This is a genomic window from Sphingomonas sp. UYP23 (genome assembly GCF_054059235.1).
Window position 1 is genome coordinate 3,388,490 of record NZ_JBSSBX010000001.1, and the last position, 23,961, is coordinate 3,412,450.

A 23,961-nucleotide genomic window follows, 5' to 3' on the forward strand; every position below is an offset into this window, starting at 1 on the left:
TCGTGGAAGCCGTCATTTCGCCTCTTCCGGATGATATCGCAGCGCTCAAGGCGCTGCTTGCTGCAACGATCCAGCGCGCCGACGAGGCCGAGGCGCGCCTTGCCACCGCCGCGGCGCGCGAGAGCGCGACCCAGGCGATGATCGCGCACCTCAAGCTGCAGATCGCCAGGCTCAGGCGTGAACAGTACGGCCCAAGCGCCGAGCGCAGCCGCCGTCTGCTCGAGCAGATGGAGCTGCAACTCGAGGACCTTGAAGCGGACGCCGGCACGGACGGCCTCGTCGCCGAAGTCGCCGCCGCCAAGGCGACCAGCGTCGCCTCGTTCGAGCGCAAGCGACCGGCGCGCCAGCCATTCCCCTCCCATCTGCCGCGCGAGCGCGTGGTCATCGCAGCGCCGTGCGCGTGCGCGGCCTGCGGTGGCACGCGCCTGTCGAAGCTCGGCGAAGATGTGACCGAGACGCTCGAGGTGATCCCGCGCGCGTGGAAGGTCATTCAGACCGTGCGCGAGAAGGTCGCCTGTCGGGACTGTGAGAAGATCACCCAACCGCCGGCACCGTTCCATGTCGTGCCGCGCGGGTGGGCCGGACCCAGCTTTCTCGCGATGCTCTTGTTCGAGAAGTACGGGCAGCACCAGCCGCTGAACCGCCAGGCCGAACGGTTCGCCCGCGAAGGCGTGCCGCTCAGCGTCTCCACGCTCGCCGATCAGGTCGGCGCGGCCGCCTTTGCGCTCACGCCGCTTTACAAGCGGATCGAGGCGCATGTCCTCGCCGCCGAGCGGCTGCACGGCGACGATACGACCGTGCCGGTCATGGCCAAGGTCAAGACCGATGTCGGTCGATTGTGGGTGTACGTCCGCGATGATCGGCCGTTCGCCGGTGCCGATCCGCCGGCAGCACTGTTCCATTACTCACGCGACCGACGCGGCGAACATCCCCAGGCGCATCTCGCGACCTGGTCCGGGATCCTGCAAGCCGACGCTTATGGTGGCTATGGTGCGCTGTATCGAGACGGGCGCTTGCCCGGTTCAGTGCGCGAGGCTGGTTGCTTCGCGCACGCCCGGCGCAAGTTCTTCGAGCTCGCCGATGTCGCGGGTGCCGCTCGCAAGAAGAGCCGCGGCGAACACGCCGGCATGATCTACCCGATCGCGCTTGAGGCGGTGCGACGGCTCGATACCCTGTTCGACATCGAGCGTGAGATCAACGGCAAGCCTCCCGCCGATCGCCTGGCCGCGCGGCAGCAGCGCAGCGCGCCGGCAATGAACGAGCTTCAGGCCTGGCTCACCGCCCAACACGCGACGTTGTCGCGCAACCACGACCTCGCCAAGGCGATCAACTACATGCTGCGGCGCTGGGGTGCGTTCACCCGGTTCCTCGACGATGGCCGGGTCTGCCTCTCCAACAACGCCGCCGAGCGTACGCTTCGCTGCATCCCGCTCGGCCGCAAAGCGTGGCTGTTCTGCGGTTCCGATCGTGGCGGGCAGCGTGCCGCGATCCTCTACACCCTCATCCAGACCGCGCGGCTCAGCAACGTCGATCCGCAGGCCTGGCTTGCTGACGTCCTCGCCCGTATCGCCGATCATCCCGCCGTCCGGCTCGACGAACTCCTTCCCTGGAACTGGTCACCCTCGAACCAGGTCGCAAAAGCCGCCTGATGGCCACCCCGTCCGTGGTGTTCACCAGTCGCTACGCCGCAAGCCGACTCCGCGTCGATCTCGACCTCATCGAGGACTGGCCGAACAGATGTCACCCGAGGACGGCTGCCTCAGCATCGTCGACAGCCTCGATGAAACAGCCGAGTCCGTCACCGCATTCACTCGTCGGGGCCTCGATCGCCTCACCGAAATGCTCGATGAACGACGCTCGCAGTTTCTGCGAGATAGCTGAGACAACGCGGTCCTCGCCGGATGGATACGAAAGTGCGCCTGCTGGGGCGCTATCTCTCGGTCGGGGCGGACGGGGGCATCGAGCGGACATGAATGTCGCGCTGTGGGAAGGGCAGTTCGACCTGATTGTCCGCGAACAGGCGCCACAGCCGGTTGAGGATGTCTGAACGGACGTTGCCGACGCCTAGCTCCGGATCGGCGATCCACACCAGAATGTCGTGATCGACCGAGCTGTCGCCGAAGCCCTTGAGCCAGACGGACGGCTTGGGCGCGTCGAGGACGCGTGCGGCACCGGCCGCTGCTTCGATCATCAGCTTCTGCGCCAGCGCCAGATCGCAGCCGTAAGCGACGCCAACCGGGATGTGAATGCGCACGTTACGGTCGGAATAGGACCAATTTTCCACCGCTTCGGTCATCAATTGTTCGTTGGGAATCAGATGTTCCTTGCCGTCGCGCGTCACGACCGACACCGCGCGCACCCCGATCTTGCCGACCGAGCCGAACGTGTCGCCGACCACGATCACGTCGCCCGGCTTGATCGAACGATCCATCAGCAGGATCAGCCCGGCGATCAGGTTGCCGAAGGTCTTTTGCAGGCCGAAGCCGATCGCGAGGCCGGCCGCGCCGGAGAAGACCGTAAGTGCGGTCAAATCGATGCCGAGCAGATCGATACCGAGCAGCACCGCCACCACGACGACGCCGAGCCCGGCCAGCTTTTGCACCAGCACCCGTTGTGCGAGATCGAGGCTGCTCGTCCGGCCGATGAGGTGGACGAGCACATGGTTGGCCGCCTTCGCGACGACGTACAGCAGCGCGATGATGACGATCGCATTGATCGCTGCAAGCAGGGTGATGCGATGCTTGCCGACCGAAACGCCGATGCCGTCTAGCCCATGGATCATCGGCTGCATCCCGCCGAGCGTCGCGGCGGTGGCCGCGACGAGCGCCACGAGCGCGATGATCGTCGCCGTACCCTTGCCCAAGCCTGCGGTGCGGCCGATGCGGTGGACGAGACGACCGACTGCGACGCCGAGCGCCACCGCCAGCAGCATCAGGGAGAGCGGGCTGAGCGCGACCGAGTTGCCGACGACCAGCAGCAGGAGCGAGATCACGCCATATTGGATGATCGCGGCGACGACCTTTTCGGGAAACGCCGCCGCCCGACCGCCGAGCCGCTTCAGCCGGGCGGAAAGCGGCGGAGCGGCGCGGTGCCCGGCGAACCACCCGATCGCGATCGCTCCCGCGATCAGCACGACGGCGACGATCAGCGATTCCACGTCGGGGGAATTCGGGATGGGGATGCCGCTATCCGCGAGCCAATTGTGCCAGTCCATCGCTGCTTCCTGTCTTATGGCGTTCGGCTGGGGGAGCGCTGGGTGAGGAGACGCTCCCTTCTTGCCACACGCTTTACCGTTCGCAAACGCTAGGGGCCGCTCCGCGATCGATCCAGCGCGTGCAGCCTCTCGTCAAGCGCCGCGCGATAGCGTAGCGGGGCGCTCGAATTTTAACGAGGAGGCCGTCTTGGCGATCCGTATACCGGCGGGTTGCGCCCTTTTGTGCGTCTTCCTGCTGTCTGGTTGCGAAAAGCCGATCGTCGCCCGTTCGCAAGTCGCCCGGTCGCCCGATGGGCGCATTGCCTTGGCGATCGGACTGGCGCGCGACGGCAGCCCGCTGTTTCGCGTGCGCCGCGATGGCCGCGACATGATCGCGCCATCGACGCTCGCGCTCGCTATGACCTCGCGCGGCACCGCCGTACGCTTCGACGACCTCACAGTGACGGCGGTCGATCACGGCCAGCGGGATGAACGCTATGCCATGCCGGGTCGCGCCGGCCCCGTGCAGTCGCGTTTCACGACGATGATGGTGCATGTGCAAAGTCGCCATGCGCCGGTGCGGCGCTTCGATCTGGAAGCGCGGGTCAGCGATCAGGGCGCCGCGGTGCGGATCGTGGTGCCGCAGCAGCCGGGTGTGGATCAGGTCGCGATCACGGCCGATCGCACGCAGTTCCGCTTCCCTCAGGACCGTGCGTGCCTTGCCGTGCGGCATTACGAAATGAAGAACAGCCATGAGGGCGACTACACGCCGGTCAAGGCGAGCGCGCTGGCACCCAATGGTCTGTACGATATTCCGCTGGTCTGCCGTACCGGCCATGGCGGGGAGACGCTGGCGCTGAGCGAAAGCGGGATCGAGAATTTCGCTGCCGCCTATCTTGCCGGGACCGAAGACGGACGCGGCGTGCGGCTGCGGCTGACGCCCAACCCGGCGCATCCCAAGGCGCCGCCGGTGATGATCGCGCACGGCGCAGTGGTGACGCCGTGGCGCGTCGTGATGCTCGCCGACCGGCCCGAGGATCTGATCGCCTCGACGCTGATCGACGATCTCGCCGGCGCGTCGCGCGTGGCCGATGCGGGCTGGATCCGTCCAGGCAAGGCGGCGTGGGACTGGTGGTCCGGGTCGCTTGCCCCGAGCGTACCGAACGCGGGTCACAATGACGCGACCTATAAGGTGTTCATCGATTTCGCCGGCCGCTTCGGCCTGCCCTATATGATGATCGACAAGGGCTGGGCGTGGCGCCCGCCGGGCGAAAGCGTGAACAAGCCCAACGCCGACATCACGCGCAATGCGGTTGGCGTGGATATCCCCGAACTCGTCCGCTATGCCCGCGCGCGCCACGTGAAGCTGTGGCTGTGGACCAATTGGGAGACGCTCGACAAACAGATGGCGCAGGCGCTGCCGCTGTACGAACGGCTCGGGATCGCCGGGATCAAGGTCGATTTCATCTATCGCCAGGACCAGGAGATCGTCGGCTTCTATCACCGCCTGCTCGCCGCGGCGGCGAAGCATCATCTGATGGTCGACCTGCACGCGGCGATGGTGCCGCGCGGGCTCGCGCGCACCTATCCCAACTTCCTCACCCAGGAGGGCGCGATGGGGCTCGAGTACAATCGCTGGTCGACCAAGGTGACCTCGGGATACAATGTCCGTGCGGCCTACACCCGCGCGATCGTCGGTCCGATGGATTACACGCCGGGCGGCTTCCGAAACGTGGCACCGGCGCAGTTCCAGGAGCGCTCGATCGGGCCGATGGTGATGACGACGCGCGCGCAACAGCTCGCGCTGTTCGTCGTCTATCCGAGCCCGTTCATGATGCTTGCCGATGCGCCGTCGGCGTATGAGGACGCCGCGCATCGCCCGGTTCCCGGCGCCGATTTCCTCAAGCTCGTGCCGGCCGCATGGGATGAGACGCGCGCAATCGGCGGCAGCTTCGGCCAATCTATCACGGTCGTACGGCGCAAGGGTCGCGACTGGTTCGTCGGCGTGATCAACGATGAACATCCGAGGCAGATCGCGGTCCCGCTGGCGTTCCTGGGCAAGGGGCGCTGGCAGGTCGACAGCTGGACCGACGGCGCGGGCTATACCGCGATCGATCGACGTGCAGGGGTGGTACGCGCGGGGGCGGGGAACCTGATCCTCGCTGCTCATGCCAATGGCGGCGCGGCGCTCCGGTTCCGACCCGCACGATAGGGCGCGAACCGTGGGGATCGTGGCGGCCGGATTGCACCGCTATGCCCGCTTCGGTACCGCGTCGGGATGAGCAGCGCCGCCGCCCCCTCGCTTTCCCAAGCCGACTATGAATCGCTGGCCGCGTTCCGCTACGAGCTGCGGCGCTTCCTTCAGTTCAGCGAACGGGCGGCGAAGGGGTTGGGCCTCACCCCGCAACAGCATCAGGCGTTGCTGGCGATCCGTGCGGCGCCGGGCCAGACGATGGGCATCGGCGATCTTAGCGAGCAGCTGTTCATCCAGCCGCACAGCGCGAGCGAACTGGTTGACCGGCTCGTCGCGCTCGACCTTCTCTCCAAGCAGAGCGCGCAGGAGGACCGGCGCCGGTCAGTGCTGGCGTTGACGCCCGTAGCGACGACCATTCTTACGCAGATGTCGACCGTCCACCGCGCCGAAGCCGTTCGCATCCGCGAAACATTGACCGCGATCCTCAATCGTCTCTGAACACTCGAATTCGTCTGCCTACACTTGAATTATATCGGGTTACGACATATATTCAAGTTAGGACACGAAGCGAGTCGTTCGCTCCATTTCACGCTCCGGTCCGAAAGGAGAGTGAGTCATGGATGTTCTCCACATGGTCTTGACGATGGCAACCGTCACAGCAGGCGGAGCGCTGGGCGCGGGCGGGATCGGCTGGCTTTTCTGGACGGCGTTCAAGCTGGTCCACCGTCCGCAATGGGGACCCGTGCTCGCCTTCGTGCTTGTGCTGATGCTGAGCTATCCCTGGCTCAGAACCAACGAATTCGCGCAGACGCTGCTTCTGTTCAGCGCGCTGACCGCCGCCGTCGGGCTGGTGTCGCCGTCTGACTCTACCGGGGGCAAGAAGCGCTCCAACGGCGGCCATCGATTCGGTGAAGGCGCCTGATCCGATCGAGCCTGATGCCGTGACGCCGGTCGCTTAACCCTCGGTCGAGACCCCCGGGCCTCATAGACCGCTATCAACAATCGAAGGACACTGATTATGACCCTCATCCCGAAATCAGGCTTTTACGCGGCCCTCGCACTGGCCTTGGCCGTGCCGGCGAGCGCGATGGCGCAGCAAGCCACGACGATCGCGCCGGGGATGCGGGTCGAAGGGTCTGCCGGCGGGCTGATCGGGACGGTGACCGCGTTCGACGGCACATCGGTTACGGTCAAGACCGACCGGCACAGTGTGCAGATCGCCAAGACCTCCTTTGCGCAGGACAAGGGCCGGTTGCTGCTCGGTATGACGCAAGCACAGCTCAACGAGTCGATTGACAGGAGTCTTGCTGACGCCGCCACCAAGCTCGTCCCCGGTGCTTCGGTCGTCGGTTCGCAGGGGGCGCCCGTGGGCACGATCGCCGCGATCGACGACCAGTTCGCCACGCTCAAGCTGACATCGGGCAAGCTGGTCAAAATCCCGCGCGCTGGCCTCGCCGCTGGCGCAAACGGGCCGACGATCGGCATGACCGCGAGTGCGTTGGATGCCGCTGCCACCGCCGCCGCTGCGGCGCCCCCCGCCGCCGCAGCGGCGACGACCACCCCTGCGACCGCGACGCCCTAAGTCCGCGCAGGCCTGCGATACGGGGCAGGTGGTACTTGCTGGGGCCGCGGTGCGCCGCGGCCTTACATCTTTTCTTTCCGGCCGATGTGGATCAGCAGCCAGTTGACCGGAGAGGCGGTGGCGAAGCCGGCGAGCATTGCGACGTGCATCGCAAACCAGAATCCCGCGCTGTCGACCGGTGCGATCCCACCGACAGCGTGCGCGAAGCGGACAGACTGAAGCAGCTCCATGCACCCATACATGCCGACGTCCCATGCCGCGATCGAAGCTATGTCGGCCTCGTAGCGCGGCGCGTCATCCCTCGCCGAGTGACAAGTGCCGCATCGGCGCGATGCTGAAAAATGGAAAGATCACGCCTATCTCTGGCGCGACCAGGAAATCGGAAACCGGTATCGCAAAGGTCCTTTCCGCGAACAGGGTGTGCCACCCGAACCAAACCGCGATCGTCGGAAAGACGAAGACGTGCCACTCGGCGATCAGATCGCCGAGCGTACACCCCGCGCCGCAATGGCTGGTGGCCTTGTCGACGATAATTGGAAAAGGCGGCTCGCGTGTCGGGGTGTCAGCGTCGATCGACGCGCGGCCCCAGGCGCAATAGCCTGCCAGCCACACCACGCTGGCCGAACACCAGCGTCAGTGGCTACACGAAATTTATGATCCAGACCGGCTGCGGACGGCGGATGTCATCGATTGCTATACTGATAGCGCAGGCGCGCCCAGCGCGATCGACACGGTGGCGAGCATGTTGAGCAACGTCGGGAACATGGCTGTCATGGCCCGACGTCGATCGGCTCGGCTTTTGCTTTCATATGCGTGCCCTCGCCAAAGCCGAGCGCGGTCGCCACCGCGGGGTTCCAGTCATACGGATCGGTGCGGAAGGCGAGGCCGCCGTGCTGATCGACAAAAACATTGTGATACAGCAGCCGCACGGGAATCTCGTGCGGCAGGGGCACGAAACGGTGCTGGCCCGATGCCTGCGCCGCGCGCCAGCGCTCGCCAATCCCTTCGTCGTCGGCAAGGCGCTCGGCGAAGGCAGGCGCGTCCTCGACGCGGACGCACCCATGGCTTAGATGACGATGGCTGCGCGCGAACAGGGCGTGGTTCGAAGTGTCGTGAAGATAGATCGCCTGGTCGTCCTTCATGTCGAACTTGACCACACCCAGCGCGTTGTGCGGGCCCGGCTGCTGAACGATCCAGCCATTGCGGAGCACCATGTCATGCTGTCGGAGGTATGCTGCGCCGACATGCGCCATCTCACCATTCTGAATCGATTTCGGGATCGTCCAGGTCGGATTGGCCACCAGCCGATAGATCGGCGCGAGGAGCGGCGGCGTTTCCTTGCCCGGTTGCCCCGCGATCACCCTGCGCTCGTCGACGAGCGTTCCATTGCGATAATAAGAGAGCCGTGCCGCCGCCACATTGACATCGATCCTGGTCGGGGGAGGCGTGCGCGACAGCCAGCGACGGCGTTCCATCGCAACCGCAAGCGACCGGGCGCGGTCGCCCGGGCGGAGATTGAGGATTGCGAGCGTTTTCTCCCCGATGATGCCGTCTTCGACGATGCCGTAGTCACGTTGAAGCGCTTTCACCGCAGCCACGAGCGGCTCGCCGTACACTGTCGGGTCGCTGGGCAATGCGCCGTTCGTCGACGGGTCACCGAGATACTCTCCGGCAGTCAGTTGCTGGACGATCGTGTCCATGCGGTCATCATGATCGCCCGGTCGCAGCGCCCCGGACACGGTGATGGCGGGTGTCGCGCGATACTGCGCGTCCTGCCGGAACGTCAGATAGGCCTTCGAGAGCTGGCGGTATTCTTCGTCCTGTGGCGCTAGTCCGGCGAACCATTCTCGCAGTTGACCCTGGCGTAGCGCTGCCGCGAGGCCAGCCGCAAGATCCGCCTGCGGCCTTGGAATATCGTATAAGGCATGCAGACTTTTCGGGTCGACCGCGCCCGATGCCAGTGCGGTGGCGTAGCGCAGCGCGCTTCGGGTGAGCGCGGCATCGCGCCCGGCGGTCGCAGAGTCATCAATCGACGGCGGGAGGAACGCGATATGGTCGAGCCCGTGCGCCGCCCGGTCGCCGAGCACATCGCGGAATGCCGCCAGGTCCGCGTCCGACCACGCCAGCCGTTGCGCGCGGTGCCCGGACGCAGCGCGTCTGCGCGAGTCCGTCTCGGTCGCATCAAACGATTCTGCTGGCTTAGCAACGGGATGCGCCGACTTTCGAACGAGTCGCAATGCAGCTGGGCTTGATGTGCAGGTCGTCAGAAGCAGCACCGCCAATGAAGTGCGCAGCGCGAAACGCGTTTTGGTCAGGGTCATACCAATCGAACGAGTGACACACGTCTTGGCTCCGCTTCGAGCGCGGATCCTGGCCCGATATCCAGCGGAAAAGCTTACGTTAAAAATTATTCATGTGCGCCACAGGCTGATGTTCGGTGTCGTGCATAGACCCTAACACTGTTCTTCAATTTACGGGGTAGGCGATGCCACTTTCGAACCTCTTCGCGCGGCCGGCATTGGCTGCAATTCTGCTTGCCGGTGGGGCAGGCGTCGGCGCGACGGGCGCGCTGGCCTTGACCGAGGCGGCGACGCCCACCCGCGGCGTGGTAGCGCCGGCGGTCGCTCCCTTGCGTGATGGCCAGCCGCACGGTCTGGCCGACATGGTGGCAGCTGTCGGGCCAAGCGTTGTGCAGATCAAGGTCATGAAACATGCCGAGATGCAGCAGATGGCGTATGGCGGCGAAGGGGACGATCAGGATGGTCTGGGAGAACAGCTGCGGCGCTTCTTCGGACCGCAATTCGCGCCCGGTGGTCGGGGTGGTGCACAGCAGGCGCCTTTGCAGGGCGCGCTGGGGTCGGGCTTCATCATCGACAAATCGGGAATCGTGCTGACCAACAACCATGTCGTCGACGGTGCGACGCAGGTGAAGGTCCAGCTCAGCGACGGCAAGGAATATGACGGCCGAGTGCTTGGCAAGGATCCCAAGACCGACGTCGCGGTGGTCAAGATCGAGGGCAGGGGCGACTTTCGTCCAATCGAGTGGGGCGACAGCGACCGAATCCGCGTTGGCGACAGCGTGTTCGCGGTCGGCAGCCCGTTCGGTCTCGGCAACACCGTTACGGCGGGCATCGTCTCTGCGCGAAGCCGCGACATCGGCAATGGCCCGTATGACGATTACCTACAGGTCGATGCCGCCATCAACTCGGGCAATTCCGGCGGACCGCTGTTCGACGGCTATGGCCGGGTGGTGGGCATGAACACCGCGATCTTCTCGCCGTCAGGCGGTAACGTCGGGATCGGCTTTGCCATTCCGGAAATGATGGCCCGGAGGGTGGCCGATCAGATCGTCGCGCACGGCAGCGTCGCGCGGGGCCATATTGGTGTCACCTTGCAGAACGTGACCCCCGACATCGCCGACACGATGCAGATGAAGGGCACCGATGGTGCGCTGGTCGCCGATGTCGGTATCGACAGCCCGGCCGCCCTGTCCGGCATCAAGCAGGGCGATGTCGTGCGCTCGTTCGATGGCAGGTCGGTCAAGGACACGCGCGCATTCTCGCGCATGGTTGCCGATGCCAGGGTCGGCGCGCGCGTGCCGATCACCGTCGTGCGCGACGGACGTCAGGTCGCGCTCGACTTGCGGATCGGCGGCGAGCACAATAGCTGACCGGTTCGTACTCGAGCGGGCCTAGCGGGGGACGGTCGGCGTCCTCCGCATCTCGTTCCCCGGAGGCCTTGCGTGAAGCTGCTGCTCGTCGAAGACGATCGTCAGACCGCTGACTACGTTCGTCGCGGACTGAGCGAACTCGGGCATAGCTGCGACGTCGCCTCGGATGGCGTCGAAGGGCTGACGGCCGCGCTCACACACGACTATGACGCGATCGTTCTAGACCGCAATTTGCCGCAACTCGACGGTATGGCCGTGCTCAAGGCGCTCCGGTCGCAAGGCAACCGTACCCCGGTGCTGCTCTTGTCGGCGCTCGGCGAGGTGAGTGACCGCGTTGCCGGGCTTCGCGCGGGCGGAGACGATTATCTTCCCAAGCCGTTTTCTTTTCAGGAACTCATCGCGAGGCTTGAGGCCATTGTGCGGCGGCGTGATGATCGGCCGGGCGCCGACACCCGGCGTAGGGTCGGCAGCCTGAGCCTAGACCTGCTCGCCCGCAGTGCGCAACGCGGCGACCGTTCGATCGAGCTGCTGAATAAGGAATTCCAGCTGCTCGACTATCTCATGCGACATGCAGGCCAGGTCGTTACGCGGACGATGCTGACCGAGGCCATCTGGGACTATGATTTCAATCCAGGGACGAATGTGATCGACGTGCATATGAGCCGCTTGCGCGCGAAGATCGACGGTGTCGGCGAAGCGCCGATGCTGCGCACCGTGCGCGGCGCGGGATATCGGCTCGATGCGGCCTGACCCGTCTCCGGCGCGCAGTGCCGCATGGCGCGGTGCGTTGTGGATCACGCTGATCGCGCTGGTTACGACCAGCGTCGCGTTGACGCTGCAATATGTCCAGACGACGCAGACCATCGACGCCCGCCGGGCAGCAGTCGTCGATGACGAAGCCAGCGGCTTGGTCGAGCGCTACCGCAGTGATGGCGTTCCCGGCGTCGCGCAAGCGATCCAGCGCCAGGTGTCCGTTCCCCGCATCCACGAATTCTTCTACCTGCTCACCTTGTCCGATGGGACGCCGATTGTCGGCAATCTGCTCGGCTGGCCGGCGGCGATTCAGCAGGGCGGCTTCTATCGGTTCGAAACCGCGGTGACCAACACCCGCGGCATCAGTAGCCGACGTTGGGTGGAAGCGCGCGCGATCGTACTCGACGACGGTGAGCGCCTGCTTGTCGGCGATTTCGCCGACGAGCGAGGTGTGTTGCGCGAACGCTATCTCTCGGGACTGTTGTGGAGTCTGGTCGCCACGGGTGCCCTCGGACTGCTTTTTGGCTGGTGGTACGCAAGGCGCGGCCTTGCGTTCGTCAAGCTCGTGTCTGACGTCGGGCAGCGGTTCCTCGGCGGTTCGATGGGCGAGCGCGTTCCGGTCTCGCAACGCGGTGACGAATATGATCGCCTTGCCGAGACGATCAATCGCACATTCGGCGAGGTTGAACGATTGGTCGATTCCCTTCGCGCGGCAACGGACGGAATGGCGCACGATCTCAAGACACCGCTCACACGAATCCGTGCGCGGCTCGAACTGGCCGAAATGGAAGAGGGCAAAGACGTTACCCTGCGCGACGCCGTCGCCGAAACGCGCTCGGACCTCGACGCGATGCTGCAACTGATCGAAGATATGCTCAGTCTGGCGCGTGCCGAAGCGGCTGGCAGCGCCTCATTCGTGTCTGTACCGCTCGACGCGATCATTACCGAAGCGCTCGAACTCTATGCGCCGGTCGCCGAGGAGAAAGGGCTGAGCGTCACAGCCGCACTTGCCCCCGCGACGGTTTCCGGGTCGCGGCTGCTACTTGGGCGTCTGGTGGCGAATCTGCTCGACAATGCGGTCAAGTTTACGCCCACGGGGGGGCGTATCGAAGTTCGCCTGGACAGCGATGCGGACGGCGTGCGGTTCCAGATCGCCGACAGCGGCAGCGGCATTCCCGTCGAACGGGTTCGGGAGGCGCTAGGACGCTTTCGGCGGCTCGACGAGAGCCGGTCGACGGTTGGCAGCGGACTCGGTCTCAGCATTGTCGCTGCGGTCGCACGTGTCCACCGTGCCGACCTTAGGTTTGCCGATAATCTACCTGGCTTGAGGGTCGAACTTTGCTTCCCACTCGAAGGCGCGGGCATCGCCACCCGCGATCGAGCGGAAAAGCCGCTTATTCGGAAGCGCCCAACCCACACCGGATCATGAAAGGTTGATCTCTAACGTTTCTGGTCGAGCCATCGGGTCATCAGCGCTTCGACCAAACGGCGCTCATCTGGCGCGAATGGCCGAAAGGGGTGGATTACAGCCTGACCGCTTTCGGGCGGTAAATCGGTGTAAGTGGCCCTTCGTTCATGTCCATGCTCTCGATGGCGGCGGGCTCGTTGTGGCGCGTGCTACCGATAGCGCAGTAATCGAATTCTGTAAGAGTGATTGCCTGGAAACAGCGCCATCCAGATCCGCTATGTATGCAAAATGCGGTTCAAAGGTCTCGATCTTAATCTTCTCGCGGCTTTTGCAGTGCTGATCGAGGAGCGTGGCGTCTCGCGGTCGGCCGAACGGCTCAACCTGAGCCAATTAGCGGTCAGCGCTGCACTTGCCCGGCTGAGAATCTATTTCGGCGACGCATTGCTGGTGGCGGAGGGAAAACGGATGTTCCCGACCGCGCTTGCAGGAGCACTCGCACCACAAGTTGCTGCGGTGCTCGACGGGGTCTGGGCGATCGTCGATACGGCGGGAACGTTCGATCCGGCGCGCTCCCCGCGAATTTTCCGGATCGCTGCGTCGGACTATATCGCGCTGGTGGTATTTCCGCGGCTCGTTCAGCGGCTGGAGCACATCGCGCCGGGGGGCCGCATCATGCTCGAACTGCCCGACGAACGGACGCGGGCGCGGCTGGACGAGGGACGGATTGACCTGTTCGTAAGGCCGCACGAATTCGCCTCGCCGCCTCATCCAATCGCGCTGTTATTCACCGAGCGGCACGTCGTCGGGGGGGGGGCGCGGACAATCCCGCGCTTGCCGCGGGGCGCATCAGCGTATCCGATTTCCTGGCGCTCGACCATGTCGCGGTTCTGCTCGGGACCAATGTTCCGGCGGTGTTTGCGGACCGTCAACTCGAGCAGATCGGCAAGGTTCGGCAGATCGGCGTGACGGTCCCGAGTTTCGCCGCGGTCCCGTGGATGGTGGTCGGCACGCGGCGGATCACGTTGATGCATGAGCGGCTGGCGCGCTTGATGCGCACGCGGTTGCCGATCGTGACCGCACCCGTGCCCTTCGCTTTTCCCGAAATGTCCGAAGTGATCCAGCATCACCGTATGCGGGATGCCGATCCGGGCCTGCGGTGGCTGCGCAACCAAGTGCGGGCCGAGGTTGGAGCGGATTAGCCCTCGGGCGCGAAGATCGCGCTGGGGAGCAAGCGGGCGAGCAATGCTACTCCGGCGAGCAGCACGATGGCGAGCACCACGGCGCCAAAGAAGGCGCGCTGCGCGCTGCCATGATCGAGGATCGCGAAGAACAGCGTGCCGACCACCGCTGCGCCGAGCGCACCGCCGATCTGCTGCGCGCCATTGTGCATTCCGCCGGCGACCCCGGCATGCCCGCGGTCGACGCGCGCCAGCGTGACCGGTCCGAGCGGGCCGGTGATGCAGCCCATGCCGATACCGCTGAGCGCGAGCGCTGCGGCGATCAGGCCCGGCACCGGCGCGAATGCCACCGCCGCCGCGGTTCCTGCGAGCCCGAGCGCCATCGTCAGCGCGCCGAAGATCAGCAGCCGGGCGCCGACCCGCGGGAGGACGCGCGGTCCGATCAGCGCGATGCCCGCCATCACGCCCAGTCCGAACGGCAAATGGAGCAAGGCGGTGTCGAGCGGGCTCATGCCGAGGCCGCGTTGCAGCACCATGCTCAGCACCAGCAGGAAGCCGTTGGTCGCGGTGGCGAACAGCACGGTCATCGACAGGCCGAGGCGGAAGGTCGGTGCGGCGAACAGTTCGGGCGGGCTTTGTTGCAAAACTGATGGCGGGGATTCACGCAGGGAATCGAGCGGTATAGATAGGCGTAATGCCCAAACCTGCCGCACCTGTGTATCGTACGACGAACTGGCCTGAGTATAATGCGGCGCTGAAGCGGCGTGGGTCGCTGGAAATATGGTTTGATCCGGAGATGCACTGGCTTTCGAAGCCGTGTGGTCGCCCTGGTCGCCCGATGCGGTTTTCAGACAGCGCGATAGAGCTGTGCCTGACGCTGAAGACGCTGTTCAACCTGCCTTTGCGGCAAGTGACGGGGTTGGTTTCGAGCCTGATCAAAATGGCGGGGCTGGATTGGTCGGTGCCGGATTATACGACGCTGTGCCGACGGCAGAAGACGTTGAAGGTCAACCTCGGCGGGCGGATCAGCTCGGGCGGACTGCACCTGCTGGTCGACAGCACCGGGATCAAAATGACGGGAGAAGGCGAGTGGAAGACGCGCAAACACGGACCGTCCTACCGTCGCCAGTGGCGCAAGGTGCATCTCGGGATTGATGCTGGGACGCTGGATATCCGGGCCATTGAGGTCACGACGAATGCCATTGGTGACGCACCGACGCTGCCCGTTCTCCTGGCGCAAATTCCCGGAGACGAGCGGATACTCAGCGTCGGCGGAGATGGCGCTTATGATACCAGGGACTGCCATGCCGCTATTGCCGGGCGCGGTGCCGATGCGGTCATCCCGGTCCGCCGCAACGGGCAACCATGGGCAGAAGGCGGTCCCGGCGTCGATGCACGCAATGGAGCGCTACGCGCGACAAACCGGCTTGGTCGCGCAATCTGGAAAAAGTGGAGCGGCTATCATCGCCGCAGTCTGGTCGAGACCAAAATGCACTGCTTCAAACTCCTGGGCCAGCGCGTTGTCGCCCGCACCTTCGATCGTCAGATTACCGAGCTCAAAGTCCGTGCTGCAATTCTCAATCGGTTCTCCGAAATAGGAACGCCGGTGACCGTCCGCATCCAATAACATCTTCAAGTAAAACGTCGGTCATGCTCTCGCGTAATTATGCAACAAAGCCATTTGGAGACGAGGTGTCTCAAACATGCCGTCTTATGCTGATATTTGAAACGTCTATCTTGTATCCAGCGACGACAGCGGTCGTCTCGGCGATCAAGGAGATACGACATGACGATCTTGGTAACGGGCAGCACGCGCACGATCGGAACGCAGGTGCTGACCTTTCTCAACGGGCAGGGGGCCGAGGTCAACGCGCTGACGAGGACGCCGGAAAAGGCGCAGTTCCCGGCCGGGGTCACCGCCGTGCAAGGCGACCTTTCCGATATCGACAGCGTTCGCGCCGCGCTTCGCGGCGTAAGCACACTGTTCCTGCTCGCGCCGAACGCGCCCGATGAGCTGACGCAGGCGATGCTGACGTTGGATGCGGCGCGCGCCGTGGGCGTGACGGGCGTCGTCTATCTGTCGGTATTCAAGAGCGAGGCCTATGCCGACGTGCCGCACTTCGCGAGCAAGGTGACGGTCGAGCGCATGATCCATGCCGCAGCGCTGCCCGTCACCATCTTGCGCCCCGCCTATTTCATCCAGAACGACTTGCGGCAGAAGGCCGCGCTGCTCGGCGGCGGCGTGTACGGAATGCCGATCGGCGACAAGGGCATTTCGATGGTCGACATCCGCGACATTGGCGAGGCTGCGGCCAAGGAATTGCTGCGCCGCGAGCAAGCCGACGCAACATTGCCGCGTGAGATCTATGAACTGGTCGGGCCCGACGTGCTCACCGGCGAGACGATCTCAGCGCTGTGGAGCGATGTGCTGGGGCGGCCGATCGGCTATGCTGAAAACAACCTGGAAACGCTGGAGAATCGGCTGAAAGCGTTCGGACCGGCGTGGCTCGCCTATGACATGCGGCTGATGATGCAGCGCTATCAGCAAGATGGTGCGATCGCCACCGATGCCGAGATCGCGCGCCTCACCGCTCTGCTCGGCCATGCGCCTCGCTCGTATCGCGCTTTCGCCGAGAGTGCGGCAGCTGCATGGGCGACAGCCTGAGCTATGAAACAGTCCCTCCGAGGAGATCTCTCATGACCAGCATCCTGTTTGTCGGCCAGAAGCCGGAAACCGTCGACTTTACGGACCCATCGCTGCCACCCGGCCTCAACGCCGACCAGATCAATGCGGGCATCACCATCGCGCTTGAAAGAATCCGAGAGCGCGGGTGGCAGGGGGACACCTGTATGATTACGCCGGACGCCGCGGGCAGCACGATGCTGGCAACCGCGCTGCGCGGTGCCGCTTAGATCGGTGGCGGTCTGCGGCTTCCACCGAAGGGGCTCGGCCTGTTCGAGACCGTGGTGAACCTCGTCCACAAAGCGGCACCCAATGCCGCGATCGCCTTCAATACGCGGCCCGAAGACACGGCCGAGGCCGTCGCCCGCCAACTCTCGACGGACTGACCTCAATCGCTGCGTTCGGTTGGCGTGGGCTAGCCGAACGCGGACGATATTCGACACGGCCCGATATTCGAACCTGAACGAGTGGCGGGTTCTCGGAACCAGGAATGGCGACCGGAGTGTCGGTTATTGTGAAGGAAATCGGATGCCGTGAGGCGTACGATATCCTCCAAAGCAGGAAGCCGCGGGCCACGTGTACTGGCTATGGGGATTTCGAGTTTGGCCCGGCTGTGCGGCGCGTGTGACGGCTGTCGAGGCGCGTATCGGCGGCCGAGATCATGGTCCCGAGGGGCAGTGTCCGGGGTGCATCTTGCCCATGATCGCAGGTTGAAGGTGCCGCTGATGCAGTCGGTGATGTTGCCAGCACGAGCGGCAGCATCGCCGGAACCGCAAGACCTGCGTGGCGGGATGAAGCTGAGCCATGCGGGGTCATGGCGTGGTCGTCCCGGTCGATGCGGTGCTCTGCGGCGGTGCGCGCGGCTGCCGCCAGCGTTCGAAGGTCTCTATGACGACCATGTGCCCGCCGCAGCATGGACATGGCGGTCGAACGTCTTCCGGCCCGGTCGGCGCATCGGTGATGGCCGGCGGTGCAACGCCAAGTAGCTCACGGATCCGCTCGAGCTGCCCCTTGCGGGTGGCACCGGCGAGCAGGCCGTAGTGACGGATGCGGTGGAAGCCTTTTGGCAGGACATGGAGCAGGAAGCGGCGGATGAACTCATCGGCCGCGAGCGTCATGGTCTGCTGGCGGTCGGCTCCGTCTCGGCGGTAATCCTTGTAGCGGAACGTCACGCCGGTCTCGTCGAAGCGCAGCAGCCGGCCGTTCGAGATCGCCACCCGGTGGGTGTAGCGCGACAGATAGGCGAGCACCGCCTCTGGTCCCGCGAACGGTGCTTTGGCGTAGACGACCCAGTTCTTCTTCCGGACCGGCGACAGGTGGCGCAGGAACGCACGCCGGTCGGCGAGATGGCCCATGCTTCCGAAGAAGCCGAGCCGCCCGGTGTCGCGCAGCGCCATCAGTCGGGTGAGGAACAGGCGGCGGAACAGCTTGCCGAGCACGCGCACCGGCAAGAGGAACGCCGGGCGCGACGACACCCAGCGGCTGCCGTCGGGCGACAGCCCGCCGCCCGGCACAATCATGTGGATGTGCGGGTGATGGGTCATCGCCGATCCCCACGTATGAAGGACAGCGGTGATGCCGATGCGTGCGCCAAGATGCTTGGGGTCGGCGGCGATGGTGGTCATCGTCTCGGACGCCGCCTGGAACAGCAGGCCGTATAGCGCGGCCTTGTTCTGGAGGGCGATATCGGCGACCTCGGCCGGCAGCGTGAACACGACATGGAAGTAACCGACCGGGAGCAGGTCGGCCTCACGCTCGGCCAGCCAGGCGCGCGCGGCGGCACCCTGGCACCGCGGGCAGTGTCGGTTGCGGCAGCTGTTATAGGCCACCCGCCAATGCCCGCAGTCGGTGCAGGCTTCGACGTGACCGCCCATGACGGCGGTACGGCAATGTTCGATCGCCGACATGACCTTCAGCTGGTGCAGGCTCAGGTGCCCCGCATGCGCCGTTCGATATGCGGGACCAGCGCCGCGAAAGATGTTGGCGACCTCGAGGGAGGTCCGCACGAGGGCGTCAACCGGGCGGCGTCTTGCCCTCCATGAGCGCCATCAGCCGGTCGAGCGGGCTGGTCACGGCGCGGATCGTGCGCGTTGCGACCTTGGTGTAGAGCGCGGTCGTCTCGAGCTTGCTGTGCCCGAGCAGCACCTGGATCACGCGGATATCGACGTCCTGTTCGAGCAGGTGAGTGGCGAAGCTGTGCCGCAGCGTGTGCGGGCTGACGCGCTTTCGAATCCCCGCCGCCTCGGCCGCCTCGCAGACCGCGCGGTGCAGTTGCCGGGTCGAGATCGGGTCGGTGTAGCTGCGCCCTGGAAAGAGCCAGCCGTGCGGCAGAAGGACACTGCGCCGCTTGCCTTCGCGCCACCACAGCCGCAGCAGCTCGAGCAGCTGCGGCGACAGCATGGCGTTACGATCCTTGCGGCCCTTGCCCTCCTCGATCCGGATCAGCATCCGCTTGCTGTCGATATCGTCGGCCTTGAGGTGCGCGACCTCCGACACGCGCAGGCCAGCGCCATAGGCCACGCCCAGCGCCGCCCGGTACTTGATGCCCGGTGCCGCCTCGAGCAGCCGTCCCACCTCATCGACGCTCAGCACGTCGGGCAGCTTCCTGGGACGACGCGCCAGCACCAGCCGCCGCGACAGGTCGGGTCGCTCGAGCGTCACGTCGAACAGGAAGCGCAGTGCCGATACCGAGCCGTTGATCGTGGACTCTCCGACACCCTGCTCGCGTTGGTGAAGCTGGAAGCGGCGCACATCCTCGGCGGTCGCGGTATCGGGCGAGCGCCCGAGGAAAGCCGCGAAGGCGCGGACGTGGCGGATATAATCATGCTGGGTCCGCGACCGCATCGCGCGCATCGCCATGTCGTCGAGCATCCGCTGACGCAGCGGGGTGACGGGTCGTTCGATCGGTACAATCGCCATGATCAAGTTCCTTTGGTTGAAGGAACTCCATCGTCTGCCGCCGCTGCCGCCGGGCCAAACCTCACCGCAAAGGCGCTACCTCACCACCAACACCAATGCCGCGCAGCGGCTTCGTGCTTTGCAGGCTTGCGGACGTAGCGAAGGCTTAGTCTTCCCAGCTTAACGAAGCTGTGCGCGCTGATCGCCCGTGATGACAATCGCTTGGCGCGCGACTCAACATTTGCTAGCCTCCACGACGCGTTGCGCAAAGGGCAGCGCCGGGACTGGTAATCCCGCACGTGAACTAACTCGGTGACCAGTGGTTTCCGGGGTGCTGCCGCGTATGTCCAGACCTTCGGGTTAAAGGCGGCGGCGCATGTCACGTGTCGACCTTGAGCCGCTTGGTGTTCGATCGCGAAGTTCGGCGCATATCATGCGGGGTCCATCGCTCGATCGGGCGTCCAGCATATTCCGACATCCTCGCGAGGACACGGTTGCGCGATTTGTACCAGCCGCACGACGTCTGCGGACCGTCGGTCCGGGCAGAAGGAAAAACCCAGACGCCGCTTGAGCGGAACAGGGAGAGACCCCAAGGCCCGAGTGCTATGCGATGGGCTCGCGAGTTTTTCACCCTGTTTTCAGGGATTGCCCACACATCTCCGTCCAGCTCGGCTGATCTGGCATGAATGACCTCTTTGAGCCGTGCTGCAGACAGCAGCAAAAGTAACAACCCCCGCTGATACTTCTTCGGTTCCAGCGCCACGGCGCGCAGAAACCATCCTATTTCCTCCATACTCAGTTTGCGGCTTCGCGGCGCCTCCGCGAACTTGAGATCCGTTAATCGAGCAGCTGGATTGGACGTTAGTCCAATTTCGGTGCCGCGTAACGAAGAGGCCCATCCGAAAAAGACCTTGAGTTCCGCCGCTAGCCGGTTCGCGCGAACGGGGGAACGTTTGCCTTTCGCCAGAACCAGCTTGGTCAAATCGGATTCGACGATGTCATAGATAATCTTCTTAGCCAGCTTGGGCGCGATGTCGCACCCATAGATCGCAAGCTTTTCTGTGATCGTGCTGGGTTTGTTAATCCGCTTCGCTCGTGAGGCGCGACCCTCACGAACCGCCGTCATGTACAGCGCGTGCGCGAACTCAACGGTCATCTTTGCGCGTTCGTTCGCGGCTGCCTCGAGAGCGCGTGGATCGATCCCGGCTTCAACTTGCCCATTCAGCTCGGTCGCCCATTGCCTGGCGGCAGCGATGCTGAAAGTGGGGAATGGGCCAAGCGTCATTTTCACGATTGCCCCATCGCCGGCGATCCTACGGCGGAATTGCCACACTTTCTTGCCAGCCGATCGCACCTCGATGGACAGACCCGCGACCGACGGATCGGCGTGTTTGCCGTCCTTCAACGCCTCGATGGCGGCAGGGGTGAATGCTTTCCTTCTTTCCATTTTCCGACTCCAAGTCGGTCCGACGAATCAAAAATCCAGGTCACAAATCGGGACACAAACAGGGCAAAACAGGTCACAAATCGGGACACAAGACCTGGCTAAGTGAGTCTAGCCTGGTCTAAATCAGGCGAAACCAGTGGCCGACTTTAAATTTTCTGGATCAATGAGTTACGGTCCGAATCTCGAGGATTCGAAGTGGTGCCGGCTGCAGGAATCGAACCCGCGACATCCAGTTTACAAAACTGGCGCTCTACCAACTGAGCTAAGCCGGCACTCGCACGCTAAATGCGTCAGGATATGCCGAAGGTCCAGCCCTCGGTGCGGGCAATTTCGGGGGTGAGCGCATTTGGCTGCCACAAATCGGTGCGCGCGGCGTTCGCGCGGAGCCAGGCGGCGGTGAGGATCGCGTCGGTCGCGTGGTCGCTATAGCGCGCCAGCGGACGATGCGCCCGGCTGCCGAGCGCGGTGAGCGCGGCATCGAGCGCGGCGGCGTCGCGAAGCTTGCTGCGCCCCTTGCGCACGCCGGCGGCGCGCGCGGCGATTGTCGTATAGATCTCGACGACGCACGCGCCGCTGTGCGGGGCGGGGTCGATCGGCCAGACGGGGAGGGCGTGGCCGAGATGATGGAGCAGCCGCATCCCGGCAAAGCTCGCTTTGGCGACCTGCGCCGCGCCGATCGCATCGTAGACGGTCGAGGGTTTGCTGAAGCCGGCGGCGGTGTGGTGCGCCTCGCAAGCGCGGAAGTGAAGAAAGTCGGCCTTGATGCCGTCGGCCGCGCCCAGGTAAAAATGCGTGCCGCGGCGTGCTTCCAGGAAAGAAGCGGCACCGAGATCGCCATCGCCGCTCTGCGCATCGACATACGCCCAGAAGGCGCGCGCCGTCGTCGGCGTGGGCTCGCCGGGAAGATAGGCGCCGCGCGCGACGTGCGGTGGCGCGAAGCTGAAGTCGAAACCGACCAGCAGCGGGGTATCCGCCTGATCGCGCAGCCATTCCAAGATTTCGGCGCGTGACCACAGTCCGCGTGGCGGCGGGACCAACACCGGGGCCGCCGTGCCCGTTTCGCACAGCGCCAGCGCGATGCCGGGGTGGCGCGCGCCTTTCGCTCCGGACCAGTCGATCGCGGCGAAGCGGGAGAAATGGGTCGGGATCACGCCTTTTTGCGCGGCTTGCTCGGATTGCGCACGGCTGCCTGGTCGCGCGCGCGCGCGATCGTCTGGGCGACGCGCGTCGGATCTTCGCTGTCGTAGCGAACCAGCAGAGCGGGCCAGCCCTCGTAATGCGGCGTTTGCCAGAAGGTGGCGGGGTCGGTCTCGAGCAGCAGGTTCTTGGTATCGGTGTCGATCGACAGGACGAACGATCCCGCCTCACGACCAGGCGAGACGAACGTCCGGCCGTTCGACGCGACGCTGACCGCCGGGCCGCCATAATAGGTCGCGGCGATCGTGTCGGGTAACGTCAACGCGAAGGCGACGAGCGAGTCCCAATCCTTCATTGCCCGTCCTTCAAGCTCGCCCACCAGGCCATCCGTTCGGCGATGCGCTTTTCGACGCCGCGGTCGGTCGGCACGTAGAAGGTCTGCGGCTCCATCTCGGCGGGCCAATAGTTCGACCCCGAAAAGCCCTCTGCCGTATCATGATCATAGGCATAGCCCTTGCCGTAGCCGATGTCCTTCATCAGCTTGGTCGGCGCGTTGAGGATGTTTTCGGGCGGCATCAGCGAACCGGTTTCGCGCGCCGATTTCCAGGCGGCCTTCTGTGCCTTATAAGCGGCGTTCGATTTGGGGGCGGTCGCGAGATACAGGCAGGCCTGTGCGATCGCCAGCTCGCCCTCGGGGCTGCCGAGGAAATCATAGGCATCCTTGGCGGCGAGGCACTGCGTCAGCGCGCCCGGATCGGCGAGGCCGATATCCTCGACCGCCATCCGGACCATCCGCCGCAGCAGATAGAGCGGTTCCTCGCCCGCGGTGAGCATCCGCGCGAGATAATAGAGCGCCGCCTGCGGGTCCGACCCGCGCACGGCTTTGTGGAGTGCCGAGATGAGGTTGTAATGCCCCTCGCGATCCTTGTCGTAGACCGCGACGCGGCGCTGCAGGAAAGCCGAGAGCCCGGCTGGGTCGAGTGGCTCGGGCAGGTTCACCGCGAACAGCGTCTCGGCCTGGTTGAGCAGGAAGCGGCCGTCGCCATCGGCGCTGGCGATCATCGCATCGCGCGCTTGCGGGGTGAGCGGGAGCGGCTGCTCCTCGATCTGCTCGGCGCGGTCGAGCAATTTGCCGAGGGCTGCAGGATCGAGCCGGTGGAGGATCAGCACCTGCGCGCGGCTGAGCACGGCGGCGTTGAGCTCGAACGACGGGTTTTCGGTGGTCGCGCCGACGAGCGTGACGGTTCCGTCCTCGACATAGGGCAGGAAGCCGTCCTGCTGCGCGCGATTGAAGCGGTGGATCTCGTCGACGAAGAGCAAGGTACGCTTGCCGATCCGGGCATGGTCGCGCGCTTCGGCGAACGCCTTTTTCAGATCGGCCACCCCTGAGAAGACCGCCGAGATCGCCAGGAAGCGCAGGCCCACCGCATCGGCGAGCAGCCGCGCGATCGTCGTCTTGCCGGTGCCGGGCGGGCCCCACAGGATCATCGACGACAGCCGCCCGGCGGCGACCATCCGCCCGATCGCGCCTTCGGGCCCGGTGATGTGCTCTTGACCGACCACTTCGGCGAGGGTGGTGGGGCGGAGGCGGTCGGCAAGTGGCGCCGTGGCGCTCACCGCCTCGGCGGCGGGTGGATCGAAGGCGGCAAAGAGATCGGGCATGTCGGGAAGATAGGGTGTGCGGGGCGGAAGTCACGCGTTGCCCCGACGCCGCTGCGGTTTGAGACGTTGGCAGCTAAGGGGAGCGCGCGGCCCCGGCCTGCGCCGGGGCGACGGATTTTTTTCCAAGATATATCTTGAACGATCAGAACGAAGATA

Annotated in this window: 25 protein-coding genes and 1 tRNA gene; 14 read left to right on the forward strand and 12 right to left on the reverse strand. The window is 64.9% G+C overall.

The features are described 5' to 3' along the window. The first annotated feature begins 2 nt into the window (after positions 1 to 2). Positions 3 to 1,649 (forward strand): IS66 family transposase, encoded by a 1,647-nt coding sequence (tnpC, locus tag ACVWYO_RS16680; protein WP_457355026.1) that lies wholly within the window; start codon positions 3 to 5, stop codon positions 1,647 to 1,649. Between the two features lie 281 nt (positions 1,650 to 1,930). On the opposite strand, the gene ACVWYO_RS16685 is transcribed toward tnpC, so the two are convergent. Further along, positions 1,931 to 3,214, reverse strand: coding sequence for a mechanosensitive ion channel family protein (locus ACVWYO_RS16685; RefSeq protein WP_457352667.1), 1,284 nt, complete (start codon positions 3,212 to 3,214; stop codon positions 1,931 to 1,933). 187 nt (positions 3,215 to 3,401) lie between these two features. Here ACVWYO_RS16685 and ACVWYO_RS16690 point away from each other — a divergent pair, with 187 nt between their 5' ends. From ACVWYO_RS16690 to ACVWYO_RS16705, 4 genes are all read left to right on the forward strand, one after another. Next, positions 3,402 to 5,405: a glycoside hydrolase family 97 protein gene (locus ACVWYO_RS16690; protein ID WP_457352668.1), complete on the forward strand. Its 2,004-nt coding sequence runs from the start codon at positions 3,402 to 3,404 to the stop codon at positions 5,403 to 5,405. A gap of 66 nt (positions 5,406 to 5,471) precedes the next feature. Then, positions 5,472 to 5,885: a MarR family winged helix-turn-helix transcriptional regulator gene (locus ACVWYO_RS16695; RefSeq protein ID WP_457352669.1), complete on the forward strand. Its 414-nt coding sequence runs from the start codon at positions 5,472 to 5,474 to the stop codon at positions 5,883 to 5,885. Between the two features lie 118 nt (positions 5,886 to 6,003). Then, complete coding sequence (locus ACVWYO_RS16700) at positions 6,004 to 6,309, forward strand: hypothetical protein (protein WP_457352670.1); 306 nt, start codon at positions 6,004 to 6,006, stop codon at positions 6,307 to 6,309. Between the two features lie 96 nt (positions 6,310 to 6,405). Next, complete coding sequence (locus ACVWYO_RS16705) at positions 6,406 to 6,969, forward strand: hypothetical protein (RefSeq protein ID WP_457352672.1); 564 nt, start codon at positions 6,406 to 6,408, stop codon at positions 6,967 to 6,969. A 62-nt stretch (positions 6,970 to 7,031) separates the two neighbouring features. Here the strand turns inward: ACVWYO_RS16705 and ACVWYO_RS16710 are convergent, their stop codons facing one another. From ACVWYO_RS16710 to ACVWYO_RS16720, 3 genes are all read right to left on the reverse strand, one after another. Next, positions 7,032 to 7,199: a DUF4396 domain-containing protein gene (locus tag ACVWYO_RS16710; RefSeq protein WP_457352674.1), complete on the reverse strand. Its 168-nt coding sequence runs from the start codon at positions 7,197 to 7,199 to the stop codon at positions 7,032 to 7,034. A 64-nt stretch (positions 7,200 to 7,263) separates the two neighbouring features. Next, complete coding sequence (locus ACVWYO_RS16715; protein ID WP_457352676.1) at positions 7,264 to 7,584, reverse strand: DUF4396 domain-containing protein; 321 nt, start codon at positions 7,582 to 7,584, stop codon at positions 7,264 to 7,266. A gap of 155 nt (positions 7,585 to 7,739) precedes the next feature. Continuing rightward, the gene (locus ACVWYO_RS16720; protein WP_457352678.1) at positions 7,740 to 9,290 is read right to left on the reverse strand and encodes a L,D-transpeptidase family protein; all 1,551 of its coding nucleotides are present in this window, start codon (positions 9,288 to 9,290) and stop codon (positions 7,740 to 7,742) included. Between the two features lie 164 nt (positions 9,291 to 9,454). Here ACVWYO_RS16720 and ACVWYO_RS16725 point away from each other — a divergent pair, with 164 nt between their 5' ends. From ACVWYO_RS16725 to ACVWYO_RS16745, 5 genes are all read left to right on the forward strand, one after another. Further along, positions 9,455 to 10,639 (forward strand): trypsin-like peptidase domain-containing protein, encoded by a 1,185-nt coding sequence (locus tag ACVWYO_RS16725; protein ID WP_457352680.1) that lies wholly within the window; start codon positions 9,455 to 9,457, stop codon positions 10,637 to 10,639. Positions 10,640 to 10,711: 72 nt separating this feature from the next. Further along, positions 10,712 to 11,389, forward strand: coding sequence for a response regulator transcription factor (locus tag ACVWYO_RS16730; RefSeq protein ID WP_457352682.1), 678 nt, complete (start codon positions 10,712 to 10,714; stop codon positions 11,387 to 11,389). 157 nt (positions 11,390 to 11,546) lie between these two features. After that, positions 11,547 to 12,821, forward strand: a complete 1,275-nt coding sequence (locus tag ACVWYO_RS16735; protein WP_457352684.1) for a sensor histidine kinase — start codon at positions 11,547 to 11,549, stop codon at positions 12,819 to 12,821. Between the two features lie 225 nt (positions 12,822 to 13,046). Further along, positions 13,047 to 13,766 carry a LysR family transcriptional regulator gene (locus ACVWYO_RS16740; protein WP_457352686.1) on the forward strand — a complete coding sequence of 240 codons (720 nt, stop codon included), beginning with the start codon at positions 13,047 to 13,049 and terminating at the stop codon, positions 13,764 to 13,766. Beyond that, positions 13,763 to 13,999 (forward strand): hypothetical protein, encoded by a 237-nt coding sequence (locus ACVWYO_RS16745; RefSeq protein WP_457352688.1) that lies wholly within the window; start codon positions 13,763 to 13,765, stop codon positions 13,997 to 13,999. The genes ACVWYO_RS16740 and ACVWYO_RS16745 overlap by 4 nt, the downstream gene beginning before the upstream one ends. On the opposite strand, the gene ACVWYO_RS16750 is transcribed toward ACVWYO_RS16745, so the two are convergent. After that, positions 13,996 to 14,622, reverse strand: coding sequence for an MFS transporter (locus ACVWYO_RS16750; RefSeq protein WP_457352690.1), 627 nt, complete (start codon positions 14,620 to 14,622; stop codon positions 13,996 to 13,998). The two genes, ACVWYO_RS16745 and ACVWYO_RS16750, sit on opposite strands and share 4 nt — an antisense overlap. A gap of 50 nt (positions 14,623 to 14,672) precedes the next feature. Between ACVWYO_RS16750 and ACVWYO_RS16755 the strand changes: the two genes are divergently transcribed. From ACVWYO_RS16755 to ACVWYO_RS16765, 3 genes are all read left to right on the forward strand, one after another. Next, positions 14,673 to 15,605, forward strand: a complete 933-nt coding sequence (locus ACVWYO_RS16755) for an IS5 family transposase (RefSeq protein ID WP_457352692.1) — start codon at positions 14,673 to 14,675, stop codon at positions 15,603 to 15,605. A gap of 159 nt (positions 15,606 to 15,764) precedes the next feature. Beyond that, positions 15,765 to 16,643 (forward strand): NmrA family NAD(P)-binding protein, encoded by an 879-nt coding sequence (locus ACVWYO_RS16760; protein ID WP_457352694.1) that lies wholly within the window; start codon positions 15,765 to 15,767, stop codon positions 16,641 to 16,643. A gap of 32 nt (positions 16,644 to 16,675) precedes the next feature. Then, positions 16,676 to 16,891, forward strand: coding sequence for a hypothetical protein (locus ACVWYO_RS16765; RefSeq protein ID WP_457352696.1), 216 nt, complete (start codon positions 16,676 to 16,678; stop codon positions 16,889 to 16,891). A 582-nt stretch (positions 16,892 to 17,473) separates the two neighbouring features. Here ACVWYO_RS16765 and ACVWYO_RS16770 read toward each other — a convergent pair. Together ACVWYO_RS16770 and ACVWYO_RS16775 are read right to left on the reverse strand one after the other, a co-directional pair. Then, positions 17,474 to 18,667, reverse strand: a complete 1,194-nt coding sequence (locus ACVWYO_RS16770) for an IS91 family transposase (protein ID WP_457348794.1) — start codon at positions 18,665 to 18,667, stop codon at positions 17,474 to 17,476. 7 nt (positions 18,668 to 18,674) lie between these two features. Then, on the reverse strand, positions 18,675 to 19,580 hold the full coding sequence (locus tag ACVWYO_RS16775) for a tyrosine-type recombinase/integrase (RefSeq protein WP_457348793.1): 906 nt from the start codon (positions 19,578 to 19,580) through the stop codon (positions 18,675 to 18,677). On the opposite strand from ACVWYO_RS16775, the gene ACVWYO_RS16780 reads away from it, so the two are divergent. Beyond that, positions 19,579 to 19,743 carry a hypothetical protein gene (locus ACVWYO_RS16780; protein WP_457352698.1) on the forward strand — a complete coding sequence of 55 codons (165 nt, stop codon included), beginning with the start codon at positions 19,579 to 19,581 and terminating at the stop codon, positions 19,741 to 19,743. The genes ACVWYO_RS16775 and ACVWYO_RS16780 overlap by 2 nt on opposite strands. A 195-nt stretch (positions 19,744 to 19,938) precedes the next feature. Here the strand turns inward: ACVWYO_RS16780 and ACVWYO_RS16785 are convergent, their stop codons facing one another. From ACVWYO_RS16785 to ACVWYO_RS16805, 5 genes are all read right to left on the reverse strand, one after another. Beyond that, the gene (locus ACVWYO_RS16785; protein WP_457352700.1) at positions 19,939 to 21,006 is read right to left on the reverse strand and encodes a tyrosine-type recombinase/integrase; all 1,068 of its coding nucleotides are present in this window, start codon (positions 21,004 to 21,006) and stop codon (positions 19,939 to 19,941) included. A gap of 196 nt (positions 21,007 to 21,202) precedes the next feature. After that, positions 21,203 to 21,278: transfer RNA gene (locus tag ACVWYO_RS16790), tRNA-Thr, on the reverse strand. Between the two features lie 18 nt (positions 21,279 to 21,296). Next, the gene (locus tag ACVWYO_RS16795; RefSeq protein WP_457352702.1) at positions 21,297 to 22,157 is read right to left on the reverse strand and encodes a hypothetical protein; all 861 of its coding nucleotides are present in this window, start codon (positions 22,155 to 22,157) and stop codon (positions 21,297 to 21,299) included. Beyond that, positions 22,154 to 22,498: a hypothetical protein gene (locus ACVWYO_RS16800; protein ID WP_457352704.1), complete on the reverse strand. Its 345-nt coding sequence runs from the start codon at positions 22,496 to 22,498 to the stop codon at positions 22,154 to 22,156. Before ACVWYO_RS16800 ends, ACVWYO_RS16795 begins: the two co-directional genes overlap by 4 nt. Continuing rightward, positions 22,495 to 23,805 (reverse strand): replication-associated recombination protein A, encoded by a 1,311-nt coding sequence (locus tag ACVWYO_RS16805; RefSeq protein ID WP_457352706.1) that lies wholly within the window; start codon positions 23,803 to 23,805, stop codon positions 22,495 to 22,497. Before ACVWYO_RS16805 ends, ACVWYO_RS16800 begins: the two co-directional genes overlap by 4 nt. Positions 23,806 to 23,961: the final 156 nt, after the last annotated feature.